Annotated in this window: 20 protein-coding genes and 4 pseudogenes; 14 read left to right on the top strand and 10 right to left on the bottom strand. The window is 68.4% G+C overall.

Annotation, left to right across the window (positions count from 1 at the left end; genetic code table 11):
* Together PUR26_RS01290 and PUR26_RS01285 are read right to left on the bottom strand one after the other, a co-directional pair.
* Window positions 1-1,114: RICIN domain-containing protein (locus PUR26_RS01290; protein WP_329868337.1), on the bottom strand; the 1,114-nt coding region annotated here is incomplete at its 3' end.
* A 64-nt stretch (window positions 1,115-1,178) separates the two neighbouring features.
* Entirely contained in the window at window positions 1,179-1,898 is a 720-nt protein-coding gene (locus PUR26_RS01285; RefSeq protein WP_329868335.1) for a hypothetical protein, read from the bottom strand.
* 1 nt (window position 1,899) lies between these two features.
* Between PUR26_RS01285 and PUR26_RS01280 the strand changes: the two genes are divergently transcribed.
* From PUR26_RS01280 to PUR26_RS01270, 3 genes are all read left to right on the top strand, one after another.
* A complete protein-coding gene (locus PUR26_RS01280) occupies window positions 1,900-2,199 on the top strand; it encodes a hypothetical protein (RefSeq protein ID WP_329868334.1) in 300 nt (99 codons plus the stop codon).
* 122 nt (window positions 2,200-2,321) lie between these two features.
* Complete coding sequence (locus PUR26_RS01275) at window positions 2,322-3,416, top strand: hypothetical protein (RefSeq protein ID WP_329868332.1); 1,095 nt, start codon at window positions 2,322-2,324, stop codon at window positions 3,414-3,416.
* 45 nt (window positions 3,417-3,461) lie between these two features.
* A complete protein-coding gene (locus PUR26_RS01270; protein ID WP_329868331.1) occupies window positions 3,462-3,968 on the top strand; it encodes a hypothetical protein in 507 nt (168 codons plus the stop codon).
* 56 nt (window positions 3,969-4,024) lie between these two features.
* Here the strand turns inward: PUR26_RS01270 and PUR26_RS01265 are convergent, their stop codons facing one another.
* Window positions 4,025-5,551 (bottom strand): NHL domain-containing protein, encoded by a 1,527-nt coding sequence (locus PUR26_RS01265; RefSeq protein WP_329868329.1) that lies wholly within the window; start codon window positions 5,549-5,551, stop codon window positions 4,025-4,027.
* A 671-nt stretch (window positions 5,552-6,222) separates the two neighbouring features.
* On the opposite strand from PUR26_RS01265, the gene PUR26_RS01260 reads away from it, so the two are divergent.
* On the top strand, window positions 6,223-6,741 hold the full coding sequence (locus PUR26_RS01260) for a SixA phosphatase family protein (RefSeq protein ID WP_329868327.1): 519 nt from the start codon (window positions 6,223-6,225) through the stop codon (window positions 6,739-6,741).
* A gap of 175 nt (window positions 6,742-6,916) precedes the next feature.
* Here the strand turns inward: PUR26_RS01260 and PUR26_RS01255 are convergent, their stop codons facing one another.
* Window positions 6,917-7,585, bottom strand: a complete 669-nt coding sequence (locus PUR26_RS01255) for a helicase associated domain-containing protein (RefSeq protein ID WP_443076926.1) — start codon at window positions 7,583-7,585, stop codon at window positions 6,917-6,919.
* 457 nt (window positions 7,586-8,042) lie between these two features.
* Between PUR26_RS01255 and tap the strand changes: the two are divergent.
* A pseudogene (gene tap / locus PUR26_RS01250) lies at window positions 8,043-10,277 on the top strand (telomere-associated protein Tap).
* 3 nt (window positions 10,278-10,280) lie between these two features.
* Window positions 10,281-10,370 (top strand): annotated as a pseudogene (locus tag PUR26_RS01245) (telomere-protecting terminal protein Tpg); the annotation flags it as partial.
* 459 nt (window positions 10,371-10,829) lie between these two features.
* Here PUR26_RS01245 and PUR26_RS01240 read toward each other — a convergent pair.
* Window positions 10,830-11,228, bottom strand: a complete 399-nt coding sequence (locus PUR26_RS01240) for a LecA/PA-IL family lectin (protein ID WP_329868326.1) — start codon at window positions 11,226-11,228, stop codon at window positions 10,830-10,832.
* A 596-nt stretch (window positions 11,229-11,824) separates the two neighbouring features.
* Here PUR26_RS01240 and PUR26_RS01235 point away from each other — a divergent pair.
* The 4 genes and pseudogenes from PUR26_RS01235 (at window position 11,825) to PUR26_RS01220 (ending at window position 16,374) form a co-directional block, all read left to right on the top strand.
* Window positions 11,825-14,041 carry an insecticidal delta-endotoxin Cry8Ea1 family protein gene (locus PUR26_RS01235; RefSeq protein WP_329868324.1) on the top strand — a complete coding sequence of 739 codons (2,217 nt, stop codon included), beginning with the start codon at window positions 11,825-11,827 and terminating at the stop codon, window positions 14,039-14,041.
* Between the two features lie 448 nt (window positions 14,042-14,489).
* Window positions 14,490-14,846 (top strand): telomere-protecting terminal protein Tpg, encoded by a 357-nt coding sequence (tpg, locus tag PUR26_RS01230; protein ID WP_443076924.1) that lies wholly within the window; start codon window positions 14,490-14,492, stop codon window positions 14,844-14,846.
* Between the two features lie 135 nt (window positions 14,847-14,981).
* Window positions 14,982-15,554 (top strand): annotated as a pseudogene (locus PUR26_RS01225) (aldo/keto reductase); the annotation flags it as partial.
* A gap of 265 nt (window positions 15,555-15,819) precedes the next feature.
* Complete coding sequence (locus PUR26_RS01220) at window positions 15,820-16,374, top strand: NAD(P)H-dependent oxidoreductase (RefSeq protein ID WP_329868322.1); 555 nt, start codon at window positions 15,820-15,822, stop codon at window positions 16,372-16,374.
* A gap of 227 nt (window positions 16,375-16,601) precedes the next feature.
* On the opposite strand, the gene pip is transcribed toward PUR26_RS01220, so the two are convergent.
* Window positions 16,602-17,567, bottom strand: coding sequence for a prolyl aminopeptidase (gene pip / locus PUR26_RS01215; RefSeq protein WP_329868320.1), 966 nt, complete (start codon window positions 17,565-17,567; stop codon window positions 16,602-16,604).
* A gap of 591 nt (window positions 17,568-18,158) precedes the next feature.
* Here pip and PUR26_RS01210 point away from each other — a divergent pair.
* Together PUR26_RS01210 and PUR26_RS01205 are read left to right on the top strand one after the other, a co-directional pair.
* Window positions 18,159-18,431: a hypothetical protein gene (locus PUR26_RS01210; protein WP_329868318.1), complete on the top strand. Its 273-nt coding sequence runs from the start codon at window positions 18,159-18,161 to the stop codon at window positions 18,429-18,431.
* A 235-nt stretch (window positions 18,432-18,666) separates the two neighbouring features.
* Window positions 18,667-19,062, top strand: coding sequence for a hypothetical protein (locus PUR26_RS01205; protein WP_329868316.1), 396 nt, complete (start codon window positions 18,667-18,669; stop codon window positions 19,060-19,062).
* A gap of 8 nt (window positions 19,063-19,070) precedes the next feature.
* Here PUR26_RS01205 and PUR26_RS01200 read toward each other — a convergent pair whose 3' ends face one another.
* The 4 genes from PUR26_RS01200 to PUR26_RS01185 all read right to left on the bottom strand — a co-directional run bounded on the left by PUR26_RS01200 (window position 19,071) and on the right by PUR26_RS01185 (window position 23,199).
* Window positions 19,071-20,582 carry an ISL3 family transposase gene (locus tag PUR26_RS01200; protein WP_329868342.1) on the bottom strand — a complete coding sequence of 504 codons (1,512 nt, stop codon included), beginning with the start codon at window positions 20,580-20,582 and terminating at the stop codon, window positions 19,071-19,073.
* Window positions 20,583-20,803: 221 nt separating this feature from the next.
* Window positions 20,804-21,637 (bottom strand): alcohol dehydrogenase catalytic domain-containing protein, encoded by an 834-nt coding sequence (locus PUR26_RS01195; protein ID WP_329868315.1) that lies wholly within the window; start codon window positions 21,635-21,637, stop codon window positions 20,804-20,806.
* Between the two features lie 196 nt (window positions 21,638-21,833).
* Window positions 21,834-22,229: a MerR family transcriptional regulator gene (locus PUR26_RS01190; protein ID WP_329868314.1), complete on the bottom strand. Its 396-nt coding sequence runs from the start codon at window positions 22,227-22,229 to the stop codon at window positions 21,834-21,836.
* Window positions 22,230-22,365: 136 nt separating this feature from the next.
* On the bottom strand, window positions 22,366-23,199 hold the full coding sequence (locus PUR26_RS01185) for a DUF6207 family protein (RefSeq protein WP_329868312.1): 834 nt from the start codon (window positions 23,197-23,199) through the stop codon (window positions 22,366-22,368).
* Between the two features lie 97 nt (window positions 23,200-23,296).
* On the opposite strand from PUR26_RS01185, the pseudogene PUR26_RS01180 reads away from it, so the two are divergent.
* Window positions 23,297-24,411 (top strand): annotated as a pseudogene (locus PUR26_RS01180) (IS110 family transposase); the annotation flags it as partial.
* Between the two features lie 53 nt (window positions 24,412-24,464).
* A complete protein-coding gene (locus tag PUR26_RS01175; RefSeq protein ID WP_329868310.1) occupies window positions 24,465-25,196 on the top strand; it encodes a DUF2625 domain-containing protein in 732 nt (243 codons plus the stop codon).
* The last annotated feature ends 253 nt before the right edge of the window (window positions 25,197-25,449 follow it).

Here is a 25,449-nt window from a genome sequence, read left to right as displayed (position 1 = left end):
CGTCCTGGAGGGAGATCCAGACGCCGTCGTCGTGGCAGCCGACGATGTCGAGCCTGCCGTCGCCGGTGGTGTCGGCGAGGAAGCGGGGGTGCTTGTCGGCAAGCCACCCGCCCGCCTCCTCCCCATGGCCGAACGCCCTCAGGACCGCTTCGCCGCTCGCGGGCGTGAACGTCCCGTTCTCGTCGGGGCGGGCCAGCCGGACGCCGTCGGCGCCGAGCACGACGATGTCGGGCCGGCCTTCGCCGGTGGTGTCCACGAGGGTCCACAGGTCCTTGGGGTTCGGAGAGGGTGTGGGCGGGTGCAGGACGCGCTCGTCGTCGTCGAACGTGCCGTCGCCTCGGCTGGCCGAGGTCACAGCTCCCTTCGCGGGTTTGAGGCCTACGATGTCCGCTCGGCCTGCTCCCGTGGTGTCGGCGAGGAAGCGCTCGCCCAGGCCCGCCCACCACACCGGTTGCCCGCTGGGGCGGCGGCCGACTCCGGTGCTCTTCCACCCGCCGGCGTCCTGGTCGCTGCCGAACTGTTCGAGGACCAGCAGCATGTTGCTGAAGGAAGGCGTGGCTCCGGGGGCCGGGCGCAGCGCGGTCGAATCGGCCAGTCGCCAGGAGCGGCGGCCGTTCCAGTGGTCCAGCAGTGCCCAGCGCAGTACGGGGTCGCTGATGCGTTCGGGCTCGGCCGGGACGAGCTGCCAGTGCTGGCTCGGCGCGGCCTCGTCGTACTCGCGCAGGACGATGCGGGTCTCGTCCTGGTCGGCGTCGGCGAGGTCGAGAACGGCGTTGTCGGTCGTGCCCTCGATGAAGTACAGGCCTGCTTCGCCGTCGACGGGGACGAGGTGCCACTGCTGGCTCTGCCTGCCGGCAGCAGCCGTGGCCTGGCGGACGGCGCGGTCCGCGGTGGCGGGGTCGTCGAGGACCGCGCCGCTGTCCGTGTTGCGGATCACGTACGCGTGGTCGTCCTGCGCGGGCAGGAACTGCCAGTGGTGCGGGCTCGGTCCGCCGTCGGGGAAGTCGCGCACGACGAGCGCCCCGTCCGCGCCCGGCTCGGCCGGGGCGCCCAGGGCTTTGCCGGTGGCGGCGTTGACGATCTGCAGCTTCAGTTCTTCCGTGGGCACGGGCATGGTGCGGCCTCTTCAAGGCGGTAGGGGCGTTGGCTCGGGACGGATACGGCACGGCGGCCGCCGGTCACGTGAAGACGTGGTGGTAGGGGACGTTCCACTCGCTGGGCAGTCGCGGGTAGAACGTGTTGATGACCGTGCCGGTGAAGTCCCCGCCCCAGTTGTAGGTGAGCCGCACCTCGCTGTTGGGCGTCACCGCGTAGTCCTTGAACCCGAGGATGGTGTCGGGGTGGGTGATGGGCACGAAGGTGATTCCGCCCCACGGTGTCACCGTGACGACCCAGAGCTGGGTGTCCTCGGGCGCGCCGTTCTTCCCCCGCCACTTGTCTGCGACCTTGTCGGGCAGGCCGACCTGGACGGTGTCGGCCGTGGTCTTGGGGGCGTCCTGGTGCACGGTCATGCGTCGGCGCTTCGGCTTGGGCGTGCCGTCGTCGCCGCGTCCGGCGTCGGCGGCGCCCGTGCCGGGAGGTTCGGGCGTCACCTGGCCGGCGGCGCTTTCGAGGAAGTACAGCGGCCGCTGCCCGAAGAAGCCGGCTGGGGTGATGTACCAGAGGTGGCCCTGTGCCTCCTTGGTCGCCGGATCGAGTGCGGTGGCCAGCTGGACCCCCTTGTCGTGGCTCTCCTCCCTCAGCTCGGCGGGCCGCAGATAACCGCCGTTGAAGGCGTGCACCAGCATGACCGGCCGGTTCTCCACCAGCGCGGCCACGATCGCGTTGTCGTAGCTGTTCACCGCCACCGGCCCGCCGACCACCAAATTCGACATCGTCGTGCGTTCCTGGGTGTACATAGTGGAAACCTCACCTGTTCCGAATAGAAGGGGAGAACAACGCATCGATCCCTGCCTCGAACCCTTTATAAAGCGTCCCGTCGCGCGATACGGCAAGGATCCCGATCGCTTTCATCGGGAAGGCACTTGGAACAAAGCAGACGGCTGGGCCAACGGCATCGTTCACAGCAACATCCGAGTTCACGGTACCCATTGGCAGAGCTCTGCAAAAGTCATCGATCGGGTGACGCAGGAGAAGAAAGGTCACTCCATCAACGTTTCGGAAGTAACTGCCGAAAATCGGTCACTCGATGGAGTGTGACACTCCGGTTCCTCTTTCAGGGTGCCTATGGGGACGATAATTTCGCTTGCTGGAACATGTGCAGATCTCTGTTCGCCTTTCACCGGGCACGGTTCGGACGAAATTCAGTCGAGGACGGGTAGATGCCTTCCAACGCGTACAGCCTGGTACCGGCCAGGCGTCAGCCGCTGACGAAGAAGAACGTGCGGGAACTCAACATCGAGCAGACCTGGCAGGCGATCCTGGATCACCCCAACCTGGTCTACGTCGACGACTACGGTGTCCAGCACAAACCCGTCGGGTTCTCCCTGAACAAGACGAGGTTCGGCTCCTTCCCCGGAACCGCGTTCGACCTGGGCTGGCTCGCCTACATGAACCTCGGGGAGCCGCTGATCGAGGTACGCGGCGACATCGCCCAGCCTCCGCCCGACACCTTCTCCTCACGCGACTACGTCAACCGCAGCCAGTCGGAAATGACGTTCACCGACTCGGTCGACTTCACCGTCTCTAACGGGGTCACGTGGTCGCTGCACGGGGACGCCAAGCTCACCTTTGGCGGCAGCGTCGGCGCGTCCCTGCAGCTGCAGCTGCAGAACCAGCTCCGGCTGGACCTGCAGTCGCAGCTCGCGGCGTCGTGCCAGAACGGCATGGCGAACAAGAACGCGAACACGATCACCAACAAGAACAGCAAGGACAGCGTCGGCGTCGACAACGCCAACACCACCGAGACGTCCGCGAGCAGCTCCGCGACGAACTCCGCCTCGACCGGGATGACCAGCTCGGTGGGGTTCACGACGAGCGGCAGCGCCACCGGCAACGCCTCGCTCAACGCCCAGCTCGCCCTGGGCATCGCGGCCACCGTCGGCGGCTCGCTGAACACCAGCTGGGCCTCGAAGTCGCAGATCTCCGGCAAGGTACCGCCGAACTCCCGCGTGCAGACCATCGTCTCGCAGCGGCGCACCCGCAAGCAGTACTCCTACGAGATCCCGGTGACCTTCTCCGGGCTGATCGCGGTGCAGTACGCCGTGCGGGCACCCGTCCTGTCCCCCCCGCAGTCCGGGGACTATCCAGGCCTGGAGAAGGTGGTCGCCCGCGACATCGCCGACATCGACCTGGCGCCCGGCGGCTTCCGCATGAAAGGGCTGGCCGAGGTCGTCTCCGCCCTGGAGGTCCACCACACAATGCTCGACGGCGAGGCCCTGGCCGTCAGCGAGCAGACACTGCACAAGCTGCCCTGACCCCGCGCGGCGCCGCCGCCACGACGACGACCAGAGGTGACGACCATGGTGTTCGACAACATCTTCAACTCCGCCGGCAGGGGCGCGGGGCTCTTTTCCGTGACCACCGACAGCACCAAGCCCCGCCCGGGCGAGGGCGTCGACTTCGAGGACTCCGACGACGACACGTACGACGACACCAACCCCAGCCTGTTCAACAACGCGATCCACGGCGCCTCCTCCCGCGCGAAGATCGTCCAGGAAACCTGTCCCGAGGCACGGGCGGTCCTGGGTTTCCTCGGCTCCTTCATCCAGACCACCCAGGCCTCCGCGGGCGCACAGGCCCAGTACGCCCAGGATCCCGGCTCGGTGGCCCAGGCGGCCTCCGCCGGCATGCAGGACGCGAGCACGACGGTGACCGAACACAGCGACCTCCAGAAGGACGAGGACCTGGAGAGCAGGCCGAAGAAGAGCGACTTCACCAAGCCCCCCAAGACTCCGCAGGCCCCCACGGCACCGGAAGCCCCCAAGGCACCCAAGGCAAGCGCTGAGAAACCGCCCAGTTCCCAGTAGGGCCCGTTGAGAGTGGCGAGGGGGCAGGGGCGAGACCGTCCCTGCCCCCCCGGACGTCATACGGGCAGCAGCTGCCACTGCCGTTCCCGGTGGTCGCCCTCCGCCCCGCCCTGCTTGATCGCCGCACGGGCGTTGGTGTCGACGCGCAGGAACAGACCGCTGTTACGGCTGGCGATCTCGTACACCGCCGGTGTGCCGTTCGCGGGGCCCACCGGGATCAGCCGCCAGTGCTGGTGGTGCGCGTCGCTGCCCTCGTAGGCGCGCTGCGCGAGAACGGCCCCGGCCGTCTCCTGGGCTCCGAGGACCTCCAGCACCTTGCCGCTGCGCACGTTCTCGATCCGGTACAGCACCTCACCGTCCTCCTGGGCCGCCACAACCAGCCGCCAGCGCTGGTGGTCCCTGGGGGCGGTGAGCCCTTGGTGGATCTCGGCCCCGTCCTTGAGGGACTCCCGGTGGACCCCCATCCGCAGCCTGCTGCGGACGTTGGCCCAGGAGACGACCGTGCCCGACTCGGGCAGCCCGGCCATCCGCGCCGACGGGATCTTCCGGATCCGGTGGTTGAGGATGTCGGCGATGTAGAGGGTGTCGGCACAGTCGATGGTGAGCCCGATAAGGTTGTTGAGCTGGGCCGAGGCTGCCGCATTGCCGTCACCGCCGAAGCCTGCGGTGCCCGTACCGGCAACGGTGTGCATCTTTCCGTCGGCCGTGACCATCCGAAGCCGGTGGTTGGCGGTGTCGGCGATGTACAGGGCACCCGTGCTGTCCAGTGCCAGCCCCATCGGCCTGTTCAGCCGGGCGGAAGCGGCCGGACCATTGTCACCGCTGAAGCCTGCGGTGCCCGTGCCGGCGGCCGTGCTGATCTTCCCATCCGTCGTAATCTTCCGTACCCGATGGTTGTAGGTGTCGGCGATGTAAAGGTTGTCCGCGTTGTCCGAGAGCAATCCGATCGGCTTGTTCAGCTGGGCGGAAGCGGCCGGACCGTTGTCACCGCTGAAGCCTGCGGTGCCCGTGCCGGCGGCCGTGCTGATCTTCCCATCCGTCGTGATTTTCCGCACTCGGTGATTATTGAAGTCCGCCACGTAGAGGATGCCGGTACTGTCCACCGCCACCGCGTAGGGGCCGTTCATCCGGGCGGCAGTGGCGGCGCCACCGTCACCGCTGAATCCTGCGGCACCCGTACCGGCGACCGTGCTGATCGTTCCATCGGCCGCGACCTTCCGAACCCGATGGTTTTCGCTGTCGGCGATGTAGAGAGTGTCAGTGCTGTCCACCGCTACCCCGCGGGGCATGTTCAGTTGGGCCGAGGCGGCAGGGCCGTTGTCACCCCGGTAGCCCGCGACGCCGGTACCCGCGACCGTGCTGATCTTCCCGTCCGTCGTGATCCTGCGGACCCGGTGGTTGTTACGGTCGGAGAAGTAGAGGGTGCCGGTGCTGTCCATCGCAAACTCGTACGGATAGCTCACCTGCGCCGAAACAGCGGGCCCGTTGTCCCCTGCGAATCCGGCGATCCCGGTCCCCACGACCGTGGTGATCACAGAGGCGGAGCGCTCGCCCTCCGCGGCTTCCGTTCGGGCAGTGCTCATCGTCATTCCTTCACCGTTCACCGGCCGCCTGCCACAGACAGCCGTCAGTTGATTCCATCCAGCCGCCGCCGTACGGGACGTCGCCGAGAGTCTCCGGGCGGTCGGAGACCTACTCGTCGCGCGACCGCTTCGCCGGCGACGGGCGCGCAGAACTCGGACGCCCCCTCAGCGGACTCCATCCAGGCCCCGTCGGACGCTCACGGTGCGCGCTTTCTGCGGGCCCGGTCGGGGCCATGCCCCCTCGCCTGAGTTCTGCCGGCTGCCCTGTGGCAGCCGACGGCAGCATGTCCACGTACAGACGGGTAATTCCGCATTCATTCCGATGAGTGATCAGCATTCAGCCACTCGCCCCGCACCCCGCTGCCCGGGCGCCGCAACGTTTCCCCAGCCCCTTCAGCGGCGGATCGCCGGCCCGTTTACGGCCTGATAGCGATCAAGGCCCTCCACCGCCCTGCCGTCTCCTGCACGGCGGGCCATGGAGATGTGGGCAGGGCGGCCGCAACGAAGATGCCGGCGAATGGATTCACCGGCCGAGCAAGGCCACCTCGATCTCACCCAAGGCCGGACGGTCTGGGCCCGACGGTGGTCAACCGATAGGGCACTCACTCCACTCGGCTGAATCTCACGTAGTGCAGGCCGGGCGGAGGCTGCGCGTGGTGAGGATGATCGTTATGAGTGCTGAGACGACCCGCCACGTGGTGCTCGTGCGTCACGCCAAGGCCGAGTCCAACGACGTAGATGATCACGAACACCCGCTCGCGGAACACGGCCGTAAGCAGGCGCCTGATGCCGGCCGGTGGATCGCCGGCTCCGGTGTGCCTCTCGACCTGGCACTGTGCTCGACTGCCGGACGCTGCCGCGAAACCTGGAAGCTCATCGCAGATGAGCTGTCGCAGCGGCCCAGAGCGGTATACGAAGAGCGCCTTTACGAGGCATCATTGGGTGAGCTGATCGGCCTTTTGAACGAGGTCGACGACCAGGTTGGCGGCGTAGCGGTCATCGGGCACAACCCCGGACTCCACAGTCTCGCCGACGCCCTGACCGCAGAGGCAGAGGGCGATCTGCTGGCGCAGATGAACCGCAGTGGCCTTCCTACGGCCGCCGTCGCCGTTCTCACCTTCACCGGCTCCTGGAAAGACGTCGAGCACGGTGTCGGAAAGCTGACCGCCTACTGGACCCCGCACGCCTGACAGACCCCACGCCGACAGCACGGGCTGAACGCCGAGACTTCCCGTCGACGCTCAACCCATCAGAGCCGGTAAGGCAGCTTGTGGCTGATGCGGATCCCGGGCTTTCAAGAGGCCCGGGGTCCGGGCACGGCGCAAGAAGGCGATCAAAGGCTGTCCGGGGCGGCCTGGGGGACTGTCACCGGCCTTGCCCGGTCGATGCCCAGTTCCCGAATGCGTCGAGCTGTTCCCGGGTGAGTTTGTCCCGGCGGGACTTGGTGTTCGAAATCCATACGCCGAGCTTGACGGTCACCGGTTCCGTCTCGCCGTCGACCGCGATCGGCTCACCGTGGCCACGTGGCACCGCCCGTTGGGGGCCTTCCCGTCCGACCCACTGTGTGAGGGCTGCCAGGCCCCGCGCGAAGGCCTGCTGTGCCTCGCTCGGGCTCTTCGTCGTGCGGGCGGCTGCCGGGGGAGGGGCCTGGTCGGGCTGTACGCCCAGCGCGGTCAGCCGTTCCTGCTGCTCGGTCGAAAGCCGGGCCCAGGTGCCGGGGTTCTTCTGCCGCTGAAGCCACCGACCGATGTCATCGCCTTCGAACAGCGCTCCGGGTGCGATGGCCGGCAGAACCCCGTCAGGTTCGTCGGTGGCGAGGTCGGCGAGGACGCGGTAATGGCGCTGCCAGTTGAGCGGCCAGGGGCAGTTCCAGTCCGGGTCGATCGCGGTCAGCTGCTTCGCGCGCACGGCGGCCCACTCCGCGTCCTTGCCCAGGCCGCCCTTGCGCCGGAGGTTGGCCATCTGCTGTCCGACCGGCACCATCGCCTCGCTCTCGCCCCAGACCGCGTCCTGGCGGGTGTACCCCGAGGCCACGACCGGAGCCGCCGCCGCGCCGGACGCTCCGCAGGCACCGGTGAAGACGCGCGAGATGGGATCGGCCGGCTTCCACCAGGCGCTCGCCGCGCACCAGGCCGTCGTGCCCCCCGAGCCGCGTCGACCCGTCGATCACGGAGGCGGTGGAGCGGCAGACGCGGGCAATACGAGCGCTCAGCCGCCGGGCGTTCCCCGGTCCGGAGCAGAAGGCCGACGACCAGCCGGCACCGATCGAGCAGGCCCGTCTCCCGCGCCGCCGCGGTGCACCGGGCCCGTGCGGAGCGGGCGGCGAGGGAGGCCGGGACGGCGGCCGCGGTGACGCCCCAGCGTGCCCCGCTGCTGTGGCCGTCAGCCTGAAACGCCGCCTCACCCCCAAGAGGGGCTGTACGGTATTTGTACGGTAGAAGTACGCTGATTTTACGCTTTATGGGGTGGAGTGTGGATGAGGAGGTGCTCCATGTCCGAGTTGTTCGACGCGGTCGACGCGCTGGTCGCGTCCCGCGCTCCGCTGCCGCCGGCGGAGGAGCGCAAGCGGCTGCGGGTCGCGCACGGCCTGACGCTGGATGACGTCGCTGGCGCGCTGAAGGTGCGCCGGGCCACGGTGTCGGCCTGGGAGTCGACGAAGAAGGCGACCGAGCCGCGCGGACCCGAGCGTGAGGCGTACGCGCGGCTGCTCACGCAGCTCGGGGAGCTCTACCCCGCCCCGGTGCCCGCCACGTTCACCGGCGCCCTTACCTCGGCCGAAGCGCCGACTCTGTCCACAGGCCCGGCCCCCGAGGCTGCGCCCATGACTGCAACCTAGACCCCCCAGACCGCCGCCCCGGCCCCCGTCGCCGCTGCTCCGGCCGCCGCGTCCCGCCCGGCGCGCACCACCAGGACATCGTCGATGTCGCGCCGCCCGGGTGCGAAGAAGGCGGCACCGGCCGGGACCCCGGCGGGCGGAACCGATCCGCGGTTCGAGAACGGCCCGCTGGCGGTCGTCGACGCCGAGGACGGGCAGGTGCTGGCGTACTGCACCGGCGGCCTGGTCCTGGACGTGCCCGCCAAGAGCGTCCCGGCCCTGGTCGACTGGACGCTGCGCGCGAGGCCAAGCTGGGTGCGCCGAAGCTGTCGGGGCCGGGCAAGGATGCTGACCCGCTGCTCCTGCTCACCGAGGCCGCGCTGGAGCGCTACGGCCTGCCCGTCACGCTGACGGAGGAGGAGAAGCACGCCGGGCGGATCCCGGAGGGCCACAAGGTCATCAAGCAGCTGGCCCGCGCGGAGTGGAAGCTGACGAAGCGTGGGTTCGGGTCGTGGGCGCGGATCTACCGCCCCGCGACCGGTTCGGAGCGGGCCTGTGTGCAGCTGTGCATCCCGTCGTGGGGGGGCGCTGGACACCCGGCACTGGGGCGAGGCCGGGCAGCTCCCGCCGGCTGAGCTCGCCCGCGTCCTGGGCGTGTACGCCTCCCGGGTGATGACGCCGCGCGGCTCGACCGCCGTGACCGGCCTGGAGCTGATGACCGCGCTGCGCCCGCCGACCCGGGCCTCCGAGCCGGACGCCGACGGCAAGCGGCACTCCGAGCACAACCCCGGCTCGCTGGGCAAGGACGCCATCGACCCGATGCACTGGCCGCCGTGCGAGGTCCCCGACGGCCACCCCGTCCTCAAGGACCTGCCCCGGTTCCACGTGCGCGCCCCGGCGAGAAACTGTTCGAGGAGGCGTACGACTGGGCACGGCCGATGACCGATGCCGAGTGCACCCTGCGCCACCTGGTCGGCATCGATGTGAACATGGCCTTCGCCGCCGGCGCCAACGGCCTGAACGTCGGCCTCGGCGAGGCGACGCACGTCAAGGCCCCCGCGTTCGATCCGAAACTGCCCGGCTCCTGGCTGGTCGACCTCTCCCACGTCGACCTGTCCCGCGTGAAGGCCGCCAAGGACAAGTGGGCGGACCTGGACGGCAGCCTGCTGCCCAGCCCGTTCACGCCGAAGGGCGAGCGCCCGACCGGCCCGGCCTGGTACGCGACGCCCACCGTCGCCTACGCCCAGGAGCTCGGCTACGACGTCACGCCGCTCGAGGCTTACGTCCGCTACGAGAACGGCCGCTACCTGGACGGCTGGTACCAGCGGCTCCGTGACGCCTACCTCGCCACGATGGCCGACCTCGGCGTCGACGCCGACCTCGCCCCGGCTGACTTCCTCGCCGCGATGGACGGCTACAAGGCCCGGGACCCAGAGCTGGCGATCGTCGTCTCGGCGGTCAAGGCGACGGTGAAGGGCGGCCCGGGCAAGCTGTGCGAGCGCCCGCGCGGGGAGGGCTGGCGGCCCGGCGAGCCGTGGCGGGCCCTGTCCCGCCCGACGTGGCGGCCGGACTTCCGTGCGGCGGTCATCTCCCGCACCCGGATCAACCTGCACCGCAAGATCGTGAAGCACGCGGCGTTCACGGGGCTACTCGATCGCGGTCCTGTCCGACTGCGTCGTCTATGCCGCAGGCGGGCCCTCGCCGCTGGACTTCCTGCCCTACCGGGAGGGCAAGCCGCTGCCCGGCGGCTTCAAGCTCGGCATCAACCCCGGCTTTGTGAAGTGGGAAAGCACGCAGGACGTCCTGTGGGGCGAGGAAGTGCGGGAGCGGTTGAACGCGCCGGAACTCAACCTGGCCCGGTACATCAAGGACGGCAACGTCACCGACGTCGACAACGGAGAGTGGGAGTAGGCGATGAGCCTGTTCGGGGACGGCCTGGAGGCCGCGGTGCAGAAGGCGTTCACCCGCCCGGCACCCAAGAGCGCGGGCGCGCAGATGCGGTACTACGAGCGTTTGTTTTGGCGAGTTAGCGCTCGGTCTGGCGAGTTGAGCCCTTCGCATCCAGGGTGCGGGCGGGTGGACGGCCCCGGGAGTGAGGGTGCCACCGTGCTCAGCGGCTGGCCCGACGGGTACTGGTCTCTGTTGTCCAGAGTTGGCTGAGATGACAACTGGCCTCGGCCTGGGGTACCGACCGGCGCCGCCGCTGGATCGGGTGTGAGGCGACCAGTCGTGGGCCCCCGAGCCGACTGCCGCTTCGAGATTCTCGGCCTGCTGTCCACGAGGCCCCGGCCGCCTGGAAGGGAAAGCGGTACCCGCCGACGTTCACGACCTACCCACGGCCACGAAGGCCGAGGGGCAGTCCGCGAAGCAGAGGGCGGGTGCCGAGTAGAACCGGCCCGGCCCGGAAGTCGATCCGCAGCGCCTTCGGCGCCGCGCGCCGGGGCCGGCCGGGCCGGGGGTGGACTACGAGATGCGGCCCAGGTTTTCGATCAGCGCGGTGTACTCGCCGGAGTTGTCACCGTAGGTTCCGGGCTTGTCGTTGTAGGCGACGCTCACCTCGCCGTCCTCCTGTGCGACGAAGGTCTGCAGGGAGCCGACAGTCAGCCACGGACCCGAAGCGATGCGGGCGATCAGCATACCCACCGGCGCTCCCTTGAGGACGACATCCGGCTGCATGTACGCCCCGCTATAGTTGCCGCCGTTGTACCGGGTTCCGTCGGGGTACGTGGTGTGTTCCCCGTGGTTGTAGGACGCCCGTCCGCTGCCGGAGACGATGACGGCCTCGCCGCGCTGGACCGTCACGCCGGACTTCACCCCACCCTCGGTCTTGGCCGGAACCGTCACGACGTTGAAGTTACTCATACTGACCCACCTCCTGGTGGTTACGTTCTGCAACAAAGGCAACGCTATGTTGCAGAACGCTTTGAGTCAATTACGAAACGTGACGAGTCTGGTGGTCCAGACCACGGCGGCCGCACCTTTCGGCTGACACCTCGCCCGCAGAAACGCTTACCCAGAGCTTCCGGCTCGGATCTGCTGCACTGGGCCCCGAGGCAGCTCCGGCCAGATGTGGCCGTACTGAGCGCTCCAGGCCCTGGCCGGGGCCCGCGCTCAACCCGCCACATCAAGTGCTCAGTCACACCGGACCGACACGGTCCGGGGCTCGCCCGCGCATCCGCAGAGGGCCGATTGCCGCCAGGGCCTGGCCTTTTACCGCGTGGCCCGGCCACACAGGGTGGTCAACCGATGGTCAGGGGTGGTGCGGCGCTTGTTCGTGCGGGCTCGGAGGGCGGAAAAGGCCGACGAAACATCCGGACAGGTGGTCTTCGGATGTCGTCACACCCGGATGGGCTACGCCGAGTGGGCCGGCGGGCACCGCGGCGATACGAAGGGGAGTTGGAAGGGCCAAGGCGCGCGAAGCGGACCACGGCGCCCTCGAAGTTCGCGAAGGAGCGGTCATGACGACGGTGGAAAAGGGGCCGCAGGGCCCCACCGAGGAGATGATTTCGGCCGGGAAAGGTCAGGGCCCGTCCGCGTCGCCGGGGGTGCTGGCGCCCGCGCCGGGAACGGTGGGGGAGCAGGACAAGGACGCCGAGTTTGCGCAGGAGATGGCGAAGGAGTCCATTGTCACGCTCGTCGGCATGGTCCCCTATGTCGGTCCGGTGCTGGGGCTCTATGCCTCGGCGATGATGAAGCTGTTCTGGCCCTCGGAGGGGCCGGATGTGTGGGCGGACATTCGCGATCGCGTCGAGAAGGCGATCCGGGAGAGCCTGGAGAACTTCTGGGTCAAGCTCGTCGGCTATGACCTGGACGACTGCAAGGGCAAGGTCCAGTACTACGTGAAGATGGCGAAGATCGCCAACTCCGGTAATGCGGAGGACAAGCGGCTGGCGCGCGCGGCGTACTTCGACGCCAAGTTCTTCCTCGAGAGCAAGTACAGGCGCTTCACCGACGATGACTTCGGGTGGAAGGCGCTGCACGTCTTCGCGCAGTACGCCAACCTGCACATCCTGCTGCTGCGTGACATCATCGCGAACGCCTCGTATCTGGACCTGGAGTCGGACGATCTGGACAAGGCGAAGAAGACGCTGGCGAAGGTGGCTGCGAAGACGGAGAAGTCCGGGGGGACGTGGAGCGGCGGAACCTACGCCTCGTATGTGATGAACACGTACGAGAAGGGCGTCAGGATCTGCTTCAACGACAAGGACTGGCCGCAGGTCTTCGACTACCAGCGGGTGATGCACACCGGTGCGATCGACTACGCACAGCGGCTGTGGCCGCTGCTGGCGGACCCGGGAACCCAGCCCAAGGAGGTCGAGCGGGACTACTACCTGTGGCAGGGCCCCTTCGGTACCACGATCGGGGGCTCGGGCGCTGACTTCCGGAAGTGGGTGTACGCGGAGCACAGTGACGGGACCCCGCACTGGATGTATCCGCTGCACAAGCCGAACCTGTACGAGAAGTGGGGCATCTACACCGCCCACGTCAGCGACTACCGCCGCCCGAGCGGTTTCCAGGGGAAGTATCCGAACAGCGAGGAGTGGGACTGGACGCAGGGCACCCGCGGTGACCGCTGGCACGAGCTGTACCCGGCGGGGAAGACCGGCCGCCCCCACAAGCTGTGGGTACACGCGGTCAGCCACCTGTACGTGACGTGCCTGTGCGTGGGCTGGCGAGACAAAACGGACAGCGGCTGGTACGGCACCGTCATGGCAGATGAGAACCAGCGGGTCGACCGGTACCAGATGACCGGATGGAGCATCGCCGCGTTCCGCGTGGACAGCCGGTACTGGACGGGTCACATGAACGCCCTCATGGTCGGGTTCCGGCCCGACAACCCGAAATGGATTCCCAAGGAGAAGCTCCCGCCGGTACCGGGCGAGCACTACAACCTCGTCAGCCCCGAGACCGGCCAGGCACTTGACCTCGCTCGGCTCTCCTTCGCCGACGGCGTGCCCGCCGCGGTGGCCGCCCCCGGAGACGGGCTGTCCCAGCAGTGGCGCCTCGTGCCCGCCGAGACCGCAGGCCACGACGGCGGCGAGGCATGGCGCCTGATCAACCGCTACAGCCACCGCGCCCTGACCACCAGCGACGGCAGGGCCGTCCAACGGGACCTTGACGGTGGCGGCACCGTGTGGACCCTGCTTCCCAATGGTGACCACACCTTCCGCCTCGAATCCGACGGCGTCGGCATCGACACCCTCCTCGGCGAAGACGCACTGCCGAACCGGTGGCTCCTGTACCCCAGCACTGACACCCCCCCCACCGCCACCGGCGGCACCCGCACCCGGCGTGTCCGCGCCGTACCCGACACCGTCGACGGCCGCAACGCCATCCGCGTCACCATTTCCAGCCCTCCTGCGGCCCCGCCCATCGACACCTGGGAACTCTCCCTGAACCTGCCCGCCGAAGCCGGCGACACCATCACCCTGGCCACCGCCCCCGCCAGGTGGCACAGCGACAGCCTCGTCACCGACGCGAGACTGGCCACGGCCGACCATGACGGCCGCGGCACGAACATCACCATCACCCCCGGTAGTCGGCCTGGCAGGCTCGGGGAAGGCGAAACCCTCACCCTCATTCTTCTCACCTCCACCACTGCCCAGGACATCGACCCCGCAGCGCTGATGCCCGACGACATCCGCCTCAACGGCGAACCACTGGCCCACGCCTGAAATCGCCCCAGCGCGGCAGCACGCTCTTTCGCACCCGGATGACGGCCCGGCAACGCATGTGACGTCCATGCCCGTTCACGCGGCCCGCCGACAGGGCGGGGCCGCGCCGTACGCCACCACCCCGCAGCGGCATCCTCCCCAGGTGCGAGGTCGTCGTAGCGGACCGTCGTCCTTGACGCCCCGTCCAGCGATCGCAAGGCATGAACGTGGCCTTCGAGGAAGGCTTCCGGTCCGCAGGAGGCGAACACGCGGTGGACAGCCCTGCCCGAATACGACAGTCCCAGTGGACCGTCGCGCTGTTCTTTGCCCCCTGACGGCCCACAGCACCGTTTGTCAACAAGCGTGCTCACTTGCCAATTCTGGTGCGTCGTCACAAGACGCCGACGATCGGCACGACCTGCGCGGGCGCCGGCCTCTGTCCACAGGCGGCCCATGGCCGACTGATCCCATGAGCGATCACGAGCAGCAACAGTCGGCCCCACGCCGCGGCAAGGTCCTGGAGGCCCTCGCACGGGCGGAGCGGAAGGTGTTCACCCGGCCCGCGCCGAAATCCGCAAAAGCCCAGGTGAAATTCCTTCTCACGCGGGCGAAGGGGTCGACGCAGGCCCTGGCGGGGCGTCTGGGCGTCTCGCACCGCACGGTGGAGCGCTACCGCGCCGAGACACTGACGACCCCGCAGAAGCGTTGCCGGACCGCCCTGGTGGAGGAGGCGGAATCCGAGTGGCAACCGCAGGTCAGAGCACAAGCGCGTCAACAGGCAGCCACCTCCAGCGGCATGATGATGGACGTGACGGCCCACTTCTGATTCACCTGCACGGGCAGCTCCGACGACGGCCGCGAGCGCCAGATCACCACGGACATCTCGCCCTACTGCGCGAAGCAGATCCTCGAGCTCCAGGAGGCCGGTGCGACGGAGGAGGACCTGCATCCGATCGTCGCCATCGGCGCGCTGGCCGAGCTGGTCGCCGAGGGCAAGGTGCGCCACATCGGACTCTAGGAGGCCGGGCCCGACACGATCCGCCGGGCGCACGCCGTGCATCCGGTGGCCGCGCTCCAGACCGAATACTCCCTGTGGACCCGCGACGTCCAGGCCGGGATCCTCCCGCTGCTGCGCCAACTCGGTATCGGATTCGTCCCGTACTCGCCGCTGGGCCACGGACTGCTGACCGGGCAGATCCGCACCGTCGACGACTTCGCCGACGACGACTGGCGCAAGACCAACCCGCGGTTCACCGGCGAGAACTTCCAGCGCCACCTGCGCATCGTCGACGAAGTACAGGCCATCGGTGCCGAGATCGGTGCCACCTCGGCACAGACCGCGCTGGCGTGGCTGCTGACCCGCGGCGACGACATCGCCCCCATCCCCGGCACTCGGCGGGTCTCGCGCGTCGAAGAGAACACCGCCGCCGACGCCATCGAACTCAGCGCCGCTCAGCTCGACCGCCTGAACAATCTCACGCCGGCCGCCGGCGAACGCCACGACGAGGCGAATATGGCCAGCATCGACCGCTGACCGCCGGGGCTACCGGCCGACGGCGGTCACGCGACCGCGCTGCCGGACGCGAAGAAGCAGACACCCACGACGAGATCGCCATACGCGATCACCGGGGGCGCGACCCCTTCTTCGCCGAGGCCGACAGCGCCAAGACCACAGCACGGACTTCGCCCCTGCCCGGCTCAACCCCTGCGCTCGCCGAGCGCGGGAGAAGGACTGACACCCCGGCGAATCCCTGACCCGTCACACCCGGCCAACCCGCACGCAATCACCGATCACTGAAATGGATCCTCATCATGTCCAAGGTTCTCCTCGTCACATAGGCCACCCCGATCTGTCCCGGTCGAAGGCCAACGCGGCGCTCGTGGACGCCGTCCGCGAGCTGACCCATGTCACCGTGCACGACCTCTACGCCACGTACCCCGACTTCCAGATCGACGTCGAAGCCGAGCAGGCGCTGCTGGCCGAGCACGACGTGATCGTCTTCCAGCGCCCGGTGTTCTGGTACAACACCACCCCTCTGTTCAAGCAGTGGCAGGACAAGGTCTTCACCCTTGGCCGGGCCTTCACCATGGACGGCTCGCCCTCTCAGCTGGCCGACAAGAAAGCCGTCGTCACCGTCACCGCCGGGGTCCCCGCCGAGCACTACACCCCCGAAGGCGCGAACAAGACCACCCTGGAGGCCCTCCTCAGCAGCTGGCACGCGACCCTGCGGCTGTGCCAGTTCGACACCCAGCCGATGGTCAAGCTGTACGGCACCGCCTTCGGCCTCTCCGACGCGGACCTGACCACCGCCGCCAAGGAGGACAACGAACTGCTCGCCTCTTTCGCCGCCTGACCGGCTCGCACGACAACAGCGGCCCTCTTCGATCGCGACGTCCTACAGGTCTTCGGTCACTCTTCGCCGGATCGGCGGCAAGCGACCGGAGACCTGTACTCGGCGATCATCCGCGCCGCGGAGACCTACGAGGAACTCGCGGCTCGCTGGCCGACCGTATTCGCGAAGGATCTCGAAGTCCCCTCTCATAACCATTCGATACAGACAGAGACCGTTAAGGCGAGGAGTCACCGTCCACTCTTGCCGAATCGCGCAATCGCCTTCAGGATCGCGTCCCGCATGGCGGGGCTGCCCGTGTGTCCGGAGTTTTCGATAACTGTCAGCTCCGCGTCTGGCCACGCTTTGGACAACTCCCATGCGGTCTTCAGCGGGCTGCCCACGTCGAGCCGGCCGTGGATCAGCTCCGCCGGGATCCCAGCCAGCCGGTCCGCGTCACGCAGCAGTTGTCCGTCCTCCAACCATGCGTCGTTGGCGAAGTAGTGCGCGCAGATCCGGACGAAGGCCATCAGCGCGTCGTCGAGCTTGTCGCTGTATGCGCCGGGCTTGCCGAGTGCCTCGTGGGCGATGACGGCGTCCTCCCAAGCACACCAGTCCCGCGCGGCCTTGACCCGGACGGCCTCGTCCGGGCTGTTCATCAGCCGGTTGTAGGCGGCCACGAGATTGCCGCCTCGGTCTGCCTCCGGCAGTGCGTCGCGAAACGCTTCCCAGGGGCCGGGCAGCAGGCGTCCGACGCCGTGGTAGAGCCAATCGGTCTCCTCGGGCCTGGTCATGGTGACGCCGGCGATGACGATCTCGGAGACCCGGGCGGGGTAGCGCTCGGCATAGGCGAGAATCAGCGTCGAGCCCCAGGAGCCGCCGTAGAGGAGCCAGCGCTCGATGCCCAGGTGCTCGCGTAGACGCTCCATGTCGGCGAGCAGGTGCTCGGTGGTGTTGTGCTCGAGGCAGACAGCCGGGTCGGAGGCGTGGGGCTGGCTCTCACCGCAGCCGCGCTGATCAAACAGGACGATCCGGTAGACCTCGGGGTCGAATAGCTTGCGGCTGTCGCGGCGGCCCCCGCTGCCGGGACCGCCGTGCACGCACAGGGCCGCCTTCCCCTTGGGGTTGCCACTCGTCTCCCAGTAGATCCGGTTGCCGTCACCGACGTCGAGGAGGCCGTGCGCGTACGGTTCGATGGGCGGGAATGACTGGGCCATGGCAATCTCCTCCTGCGTGCGGGAAGAACGACCTCGCGAGGTTAGTCGGTGCCTTGAACGGCGTCTGCCGATTTTCCGCAGCTCAAGCCATCCGGGGTGGCGGGGGTCGTGCTCAAGACCCGCCGCCCCACTCTGTATGCCGACCGGCACCGCATCGCGGTCACCGAGCGGCCCCGGACCGACTGCCCGCACAGCCAAGGCGCAGGCGGCCGGTGGACCTGCGGACCGTTCCCGGAGATGGAGGCGTGCGGCTGCTGGTCCGGCCGATGCGGGCTGCGCATCCGGCTCCTGCCCGTCCCGGCCTGACGGACGAACCACCCTTCTGCCCCCCGTTCTCCCCTCTGGCGGCCCGCACTACCCCGTGCGGGCCGCCAGGCATGCCTGCGACAAGGAGGCCAGCGACCATGACCTCCACCCCCTGCACCGCATCCAATGACACCGAAAACAGCACCGGCAGGAACACCGACAAAAACCTGGACGCCGCCCACCACAACCATCGCCATCGCTCAGGGCCCTGAAGTAAGGGCACCCTGGCGGTGCGAATCAAGGCTTTCGTGGCCCGGGTGAACCACGAGGCCGCGGCTCATGGGCTTGCCGAGCAGCGCATCCCCATGGACCTCCGAGTTCTACGAACGTGTCCGCAAGGAAGCACGGCAGGTCCCGGATCCGGAACAGCGGCTGGGGGCGACGGTCGCCAGGCTCAGGAAGACCCTCGCCAACAAGGAGGCTGAGCTTGACGAACTCCGCCGGATGGTCACCAACCTCACCCTCGCCAACGCCGTCCTGACTGCGGGGAAGGGGGTTTCAGCAGAGCCGGCCTCGGCAGCTGACAACGTGATCCCCTTCCGCCCCACCACTGGCTGAGGCAGCTGGCGGACAGATCGACCAGGCTCGAACGGGTGGCTGAGCACGGACGTCCGTACGCGGTGGTGCACAACGTGCTCAACCCCGTACTGGTGAACGGGCTCTGTCGCTGATCTTGTGACCGGCTTGGATAGGTGCCCTGCTCGCGGGCGTCCCTCGGCAGCCACGGTCGGCCATGTCAGTGCTCCCGGATAGCATCGCTGCGTCGCGAGGCGGGGCGAAGGGAGGGCTGATCATGCAGGCTGCTGGCGTAGAGGTGTATGTCAATCACCCGGTACTGGCGCTGGGGTCGACTGAGTGGCTGCCGGTCTTGGAGTTGGGGGAAGAGGCCGCGGTTGCCTGCGACACTCACGTAGTGGTGCGGGTGAAGGCACAGATCCAGCTCGTCAAGGTGCGGCTCTTCGTCGAGCCGCTCGACGAAGGTACGGGACCGAATCCTTCCTTCACCACAGTGTTCGAGGGCCTGCTCGCGCTGGCCGATGGGCGGCTGGTCATCGGTGACGTCATGGGCGAGACCCGCTTCGTCAAACTCATTGGCGAGTCGGGCAGACGGTGGGTCCGGGTGGCCGTGAACGAACCCGGCTGGAGCGCAGCCGCAGTCGACATCGCGGTGGGACCGAAACTCCAGTAGCGGGCGGGTCAGCTTCGGAGAAGGACTCGCGTGCGGAGCAGGTCTAGTTTCGCCCGGCCGTAGCCGGCGCGTTTGAGGAGCTTGACCCTGGTGACCTGGCCTTCGACTTGGCCGGAGCTCCAGGTGCTCGACAACCCGGCGACGACTGCATCCCAGTCGCGTAGAAGCCCATCGGCGAACTGTCGAATGGCTGGCAGATCATGCCGTCTGACCTGCTCGATCCATCCTTCGAGGCCATCACCGTCATGCTCGTCCATCAACAAGCCGAAGCCTCGGACGCGCTCGACGGTCGCGTTGAGTTCGGGGCAGGCCGCTCGAGTTTCCTTCAGGCCCACGGCCTCCTCGGGTCGCAGGTGGTCGGGGCGGGTCATGATCCAGCGCAGAGCCCGCCTGGGCTTCGGCAGCGCTGGGGGCGGAGGTGCGGTGATTGTGCCCTGTTTCAGGAGGCGGACGTAGGAGTTGACGACACTCCTGTCACCCGGGAAACCCTGGTCGTGTACTTCTCGGTAGAGCTGGCTGGTGCGGCAGCCTTGGACGAACCGCTGGTAGATGTAGGGCTTGTAGTCGTCCAGCAGCGTCCGGCGCTGGGTCACTTTCACCAACAGCTCTTCGACGTTCGCCGTCCGCGCGTATCGGCGAACGGCGTAGTAGTCCAGATCCAGGTCGCGGCTGATGCCACGCAGGGAACGGCCCTGGGCGAGGAGTTGATGAACATCACGGTGGCGCTCGCGGATAGTCGCGACGATACGACGGGGGCGCCCTCGGACATCGAGAATCCCGTCCGGTGCTGCCGGCGGCGGGGGTTCCTCGGGTTGGTGCACAGCGGCGTGGGCGGCACGAATGCAGGCGTAGTGGCCGGTGACGGTCTTCTCTACAGCCTTGGCGAGGTTGTTCCACAGGTGCCAGGCGTCCGCGACCTGGACGGCTTGAGGAGCGGCTTGCCTGGCCGCCTCGGCATAGGCGGAGGCCCGGTCACGGCAGATGATCTCCACTTCGGGGTGGTCCGCCAGCCAGCGGGCCACCGGAGCGGCCTCCCGACCGGGCAGCACGTCGACCGGCCGGCGAGCTTCGAGATCGACCAGCAGCGTGGCGTAGGTGTGGCCCCTGAGCAGGGCGAACTCATCGATGCCAAGAACCCGCACGGCTCCCGGTTCCTGCTGCGGGCTAGCTCGCAGCAGCCGCAGCGTGGTGTCCTTCGCCGCAGACATGCCCAGGCTCCGGGCGAGTCGTGCACCAGGCCGTCCCGCCAGTACCTGCGCGACGCGGACCAGCAGGTCACGCAGCACCGGCGTGTGCCGGGCATGCGGGCGCGTCAGCCCTGGTATCTGCTCGGCGAACGTGACTGCCGCACAGCCAGCCGTCAGACACTTGAATCGCCTGACCAATAGCACAATCACCACCGGCAGACCACCCAGCGGCGCGTCCCCAACCCGCCGCTCATACCGGCCATGTATTCGACCCGAGTGCTTCCCGCACCGCGAACACCGCGCTGTGCGCCTACGCGAACGCGCACGCAGCACAAGGACGCCTTCGCCCTGCTGCACCCTCTCGACGACTACGCCCTCCAGATGCGGCAACACCGCATGCAAGCCCCCTGAAACGCACACCTATACGAAACGATCAACTCTGCATGGCGTCACAAGATCAGCGACAGAGCCGGTGAACGTGCTCAGTTGATGATGCGCTGACCAGGGGTTCTCGTCAGCAAAGGACCGTCGACGCGTCAGGCAACCGGGCACTTTCATGCCACCTTGATGACGACCTTGCCCGAGGCATGACCGTTCTCGACGGCGGCGAGGGCGGCCGGGGCTTCGAAGAGCGGATGGGCCGCCGTGATTACGGGTGCGAGGACTCCGTCGAGGGCCAGTCGGGCCGACCGCTCCAGGTTCTCGCGGTCGACGCGACGCTCGACGAAACGCCCGCCGAGATCGGACACAGACGTATCACCCACAGCAATGACATCGCGGGGATCCCGGGCCAGCGGAGCGACCGTCCGCAGCGAGGTGCCTCCGACCAGGTCGACGATCCCGCCGAAGCCGCCCGGAACCAGCTCGCGTGCCGTGGCGGCGACGTCCTTGGCGGTGTAGTCGATGAATCGCACCCCAATGCCCTCGGCGTGCTCGCGTTTGGCCGCACTTCCGGTGCCGATCACGCGCAGCTCGCGCCCGATCGCCAGTCGGGCGACGGCGAGGCCGACCCCGCCCCCGACCCCGTTGACCAGGACTGTGGCGCCGGCCGGGAGGCCGAGTTGGTCGAGCACGTCCACCGCGGTCGTCCCGGCCACTGGCAGCGTTGCCGCCACGGCCGCGGACAGACCCGCCGGGATGCGCGCGGTGTTCGGCGCGGACAGCACCGTCGTCTCGGCGTAGGTGCCGCCACCGGTCAGTGCGAAGCCGAAGACGGCGTCGCCCACCTCGAGCCCGTCGACGTCCTCGCCCCGGGCAAGAACGGTTCCGGCTGCCTCCATGCCCAGCACGCGGGGAAACGGACGCCCGCCGTCGAGCCCGTCGACCAGACCTGAGCGCAGAAGGTGGTCGAGGGGATTCACGCCGGCGACATCGACCCGGATCAGCACCTCACCGCGACCGGGTACGGGATCGGGACGATCGAAGAACTCCTGCACCCCGGGCCCGCCATACCTGTGAAAACCCCATGCCTGCCCCATCCTCAGCCGCCTCTCGTATGGCCAACCCGGTGACTCCGGGTGCTGTCGCCATCCTCACCGCTGACATTGATGTCAGGGGCAACCGGCTGAGATGCAGATCACAGCATCAGGTCGACTGCGCCACCGATTGCGGGGCCGCGGAAAGCTCCGCCCGGTGCCTGCTGTTGGCCCTGATCAGCACGTCGAGTGCATCCCGGGTCTCGATCAGGTGCGCAATGTCGGCGTCGATCCGGTCGCGCTCGCGCAGCATCGCCGTGAACGTCTCCTCGGCGACGTCCAAGTCACCCGGGATGTCCACACACGGCAGCACAGTCGCGATCACCCGGCTGGACATCCCCGCGTCGAACAGCTGCCGGATGAGCGACACGCGCTGGACCGCGGCATCGGAATAGTGACGCTGCCCCGCGTCGGAGCGTGAGCTGGTCAGCAGTCCCTGGTCTTCGTAGTACCGCAGTGAGCGCGGACTCACGCCCGTGCGCTGTGACAACTCGCCTATCCGCATCCTTGAGAGCCTACGTCCGCGGCCACCAGGTTCAGACCGCCGAGGAGTCATGCACGCTTACGGACACCCCTCCGCAGGGCTGCCGTCCCGGCCCCACGACTGAGCACGTTCGTCTGTACATGCCCGAGCAATTATCTCAGTACGCCGACAGCCGGGCCCGGGCTGTGCTTGGCCGCCGTTTGCGATGCCGGAGCGGAACTGGCCACTCGTGCCCGGTCCGGACATCGCCACCACATCTCCACCGTCTTCCCTCGTGACCGTGACGGCTCCGGACTGATGAGACCTTGGTGTTGGTGTACCGATCGCCCTTGAAGAGGTAGACGTGCGTGCTGCTGTTGGGGACGGCGCAGGCGGCGTCCAAGTTGGAGGCGGAGGTGGTGCCTGCCGGCTGCGGCCAGCCGGTGGCGATGGACAGCGGACCGCGAATGATCCTGTCGTAGTGGGCGTTGTGGCGCACGTACTGATCCTCCTTGAACAGGTAGAGGTCGGTGCCGTGGCCGGGGACGGGGCAGGCTGCCTGGATGTCCCGTTCGAGGATGGTGCCGACCAGTGGTGGGAACGCTTCAGCGATCTTCCTGGGCCCCCACTTGATCTCGTCCTCGTGGTTGTTGTAGTTGACGTACATGGCGCCGGCGGACAGATAGAAGTCCGCGGACTTGCCGGGGACCGCGCACCTGGCGTCGACCCCGCGGGTAAAGGCAGTCGACTCCAGTCCGGGGAAACCCACCACCGGAGGGCTTGCCCAGGCACTGCGGCTACGGGCCGTCCCGCCCGGGCGCAGGACGTCGGCGTAGATCCGCGCCCGGACACCAGGTTCGCCGGGATCCCTGCGCACCGGGCCGATACCCGAGGTCGCCCAACGCTCCTCCAGCGCGGCCATAACGGCCCGGACCGTGTCCTCGTCCCCGCCGGTGCTGTCCCGCACCACCAGGCCAGGCTCCGCGATGTGCTGCTCGTCGATCGGCTTCATGCCCCCTGCGACAGCACGACGACGCCGGGCGGTTCGCCGGCGGCGACGGCGCCACCCGTACGAGGGAGCAGACCGCGGCTCATGCTCGGTCCGCTCAGCGCACCTGGGCAAGCCTTCCCCGCAGGGAAGGCCGCCGGGCGCAGCCCGACCCGCAGGCCTACTGGTCGCCACGCTCAGGCAGCGCCCCCGGAAGATCTACGCCGTAGTCAGCCGCAAGAAGTCGGACCCGGGCGACGCCCTGGTCCTCGCGAACATCATCCGCACCGATGCGCCGGTGCACCGCCCGCTACCCGCCGACACCGACCTGGCCCAAACGGTCGCCGTCCTGGCACGCGCACAGCAGGACGCGGTCTGGAACCGGCAACAGGTCGCCAATCGGCTGCGGTCCCTGCTCAGGGAGTGCTTCCCGGCGATGATCGAGGCGTTCAGGGACAAGCCGGGAATCCTGACCCGCCCCGATGCCCGCCGCATCCTCGCCGTTGCGCCCACACCTGCCCTGGCGCCAAGCTGCCGATGGGGAAGTTGACGGCCATGCTCCGGCGGGCCGGCCGTCGCCGGGGCATTGAGGCGGAAGCCGAGCGAATCCAGCAGCTCTTCCGTGAGGAAGCCCCTCGGCAGCTGTCTTTCGTCGAGGACGCCATGGGCAAGCAGGCACGGGCCCTGCTGCTGCAGCTGGACGCAGCCTGCGAGGCGGTCGATGACCTGGCGCGGGCCACCGAGGAGGCCTTTCGGGCGCGTCCGGATGCGGCGATCACGCTGAGCCTTCCCGGGGTCGGCCCCCAGGCTGGTGCCCGCATCCTGGGCGAGATCGGTGACGACCGGACACGGTTCGCCACGGCTGGAGGGCTGAAGGCGTATGCCGGCTCGGCCCCGATCACGCGTGCTTCCGGCAAGCGCCGTTACGTCGGGCGCCGGTTCGTGAATAACAACCGGCTCAACCACGTCGGCCACCTGTGGGCCTTCGCCTCCCTCAGCGGTTCCTCCGGCGCGGACGCCCACTACCGGCGCCGCCGGGCAGGAGGGGACTGGGACACGCAGGCTCTGCGGCATCTGTCCAACCGGATGCTCGGCCAGCTCCACCACTGCCTCCTGGCGCGCACTCCGTTCGATGAATCGATCGCCTTCCCCACAGAACCAGGGACGACGACCACGCCCATGAGACCCCAAGTGCAGACAATCGCTGCCCGGCCCGTCGCCCCGGCCTTCGCGTGAGCGCGGCCCAGCCCACACGATGAGGTGATACCGGAAGGTGCGACCATCGTCGGATGCGAGGCATCGATGAGCTGGTCAATGTGGACGATCCCGCGTGGCCGGAGCTGCAGGGGGTTCTCAGGGCGAGCACCGTGCCGGTTCAAGTGCTGCCCGGAGACATCAACGAGGGCCGCCGATGCCTTCTGCAGATGCAGGTCACCGGGCGATCGGTGCTGGGTGCACTGGCGTTGCACACCGGCGGATTGCTCGTGGACAACGGGTGGATACGCGTGTTCGGCGGGGGTTCTGGTTCGGTCGCGGACGGGCGGCTCCTGAGTCTGGCGCAGGTCAACCGCTTTCCCACGGACTTCGATCCTGGCTGGCATCCCGCGACAGGTCTTGTCGTCGGCCACGACATTGTGGGAGGGGTCTTCGCGTTGAACGGCGGCGATCCCGCGGCAGCGGGCCGCCCTGGGGCACCCGGTCAGGTGACGTATTTCGCTCCCGACACTCTGGAGTGGGAGGCGATGGAGATGGGCCACTCCGGGTGGGTCTCCTGGCTGCTCTCGGGCAGGCTGGAGACGTTCTACGACGGACTGCGCTGGCCCGGCTGGCGTGAGGAGGCCGCAGCCCTGGCTTTTGAGCAGGGTCTTTCCGTGTATCCGTTCCTGTGGTCCGAGGAAGCTCACGCCGATCGCGCGGCCACGAGCAGGCGGCCCGTGCCGATGCGCGAGGTGCTCGGAGTCGCAGCGGACTTCGCCCGGCGGATGGGGCCGGCAGATCCAGGTTTCCTGGGCGACGTGTGACTGGCTTCGCTGTCGGTCCTGGTGTGTCAGCGAGGTCCAGAGCCGGGGACAGGGCCGGGGTTCAACGGACGCGATGGGCCGGCGAACACCCCGCGGCTTGACGGCTTAATTGCATGAGGTGTCTTTCCCACGCGGTAGCCCTGGGGAAGGAGAACGTCTCATACGCGAGGCCGCCGCCCGGACAACGCCGTCGGCCGCTGTCTGTACGACCGTCTCGGCTACACCTACGCGGGTCCTTGCCCGCAACGAGCTG

The sequence above is a fragment of the Streptomyces sp. SP18CS02 genome, assembly GCF_036322365.1.
Classification (GTDB): domain Bacteria; phylum Actinomycetota; class Actinomycetes; order Streptomycetales; family Streptomycetaceae; genus Streptomyces.
Note: the sequence above shows the minus strand (reverse complement) of the source record. Positions and strands in the feature narration are given on the sequence as shown.

Bases quoted from the DNA above. Each gene is read 5' to 3' on its own strand.
- PUR26_RS01285 (WP_329868335.1), bottom strand. From the start codon at position 1,898: ATGTACACCCAGGAACGCACGACGATGTCGAATTTGGTGGTCGGCGGG.
- PUR26_RS01275 (WP_329868332.1), top strand. From the start codon at position 2,322: ATGCCTTCCAACGCGTACAGCCTGGTACCGGCCAGGCGTCAGCCGCTG.
- PUR26_RS01270 (WP_329868331.1), top strand. From the start codon at position 3,462: ATGGTGTTCGACAACATCTTCAACTCCGCCGGCAGGGGCGCGGGGCTC.
- PUR26_RS01265 (WP_329868329.1), bottom strand. From the start codon at position 5,551: ATGAGCACTGCCCGAACGGAAGCCGCGGAGGGCGAGCGCTCCGCCTCT.
- PUR26_RS01260 (WP_329868327.1), top strand. From the start codon at position 6,223: ATGAGTGCTGAGACGACCCGCCACGTGGTGCTCGTGCGTCACGCCAAG.
- PUR26_RS01240 (WP_329868326.1), bottom strand. From the start codon at position 11,228: ATGAGTAACTTCAACGTCGTGACGGTTCCGGCCAAGACCGAGGGTGGG.
- PUR26_RS01235 (WP_329868324.1), top strand. From the start codon at position 11,825: ATGACGACGGTGGAAAAGGGGCCGCAGGGCCCCACCGAGGAGATGATT.
- tpg (WP_443076924.1), top strand. From the start codon at position 14,490: ATGAGCGATCACGAGCAGCAACAGTCGGCCCCACGCCGCGGCAAGGTC.
- PUR26_RS01220 (WP_329868322.1), top strand. From the start codon at position 15,820: ATGGATCCTCATCATGTCCAAGGTTCTCCTCGTCACATAGGCCACCCC.
- pip (WP_329868320.1), bottom strand. From the start codon at position 17,567: ATGGCCCAGTCATTCCCGCCCATCGAACCGTACGCGCACGGCCTCCTC.
- PUR26_RS01205 (WP_329868316.1), top strand. From the start codon at position 18,667: ATGCAGGCTGCTGGCGTAGAGGTGTATGTCAATCACCCGGTACTGGCG.
- PUR26_RS01190 (WP_329868314.1), bottom strand. From the start codon at position 22,229: ATGCGGATAGGCGAGTTGTCACAGCGCACGGGCGTGAGTCCGCGCTCA.
- PUR26_RS01185 (WP_329868312.1), bottom strand. From the start codon at position 23,199: ATGAAGCCGATCGACGAGCAGCACATCGCGGAGCCTGGCCTGGTGGTG.
- PUR26_RS01175 (WP_329868310.1), top strand. From the start codon at position 24,465: ATGCGAGGCATCGATGAGCTGGTCAATGTGGACGATCCCGCGTGGCCG.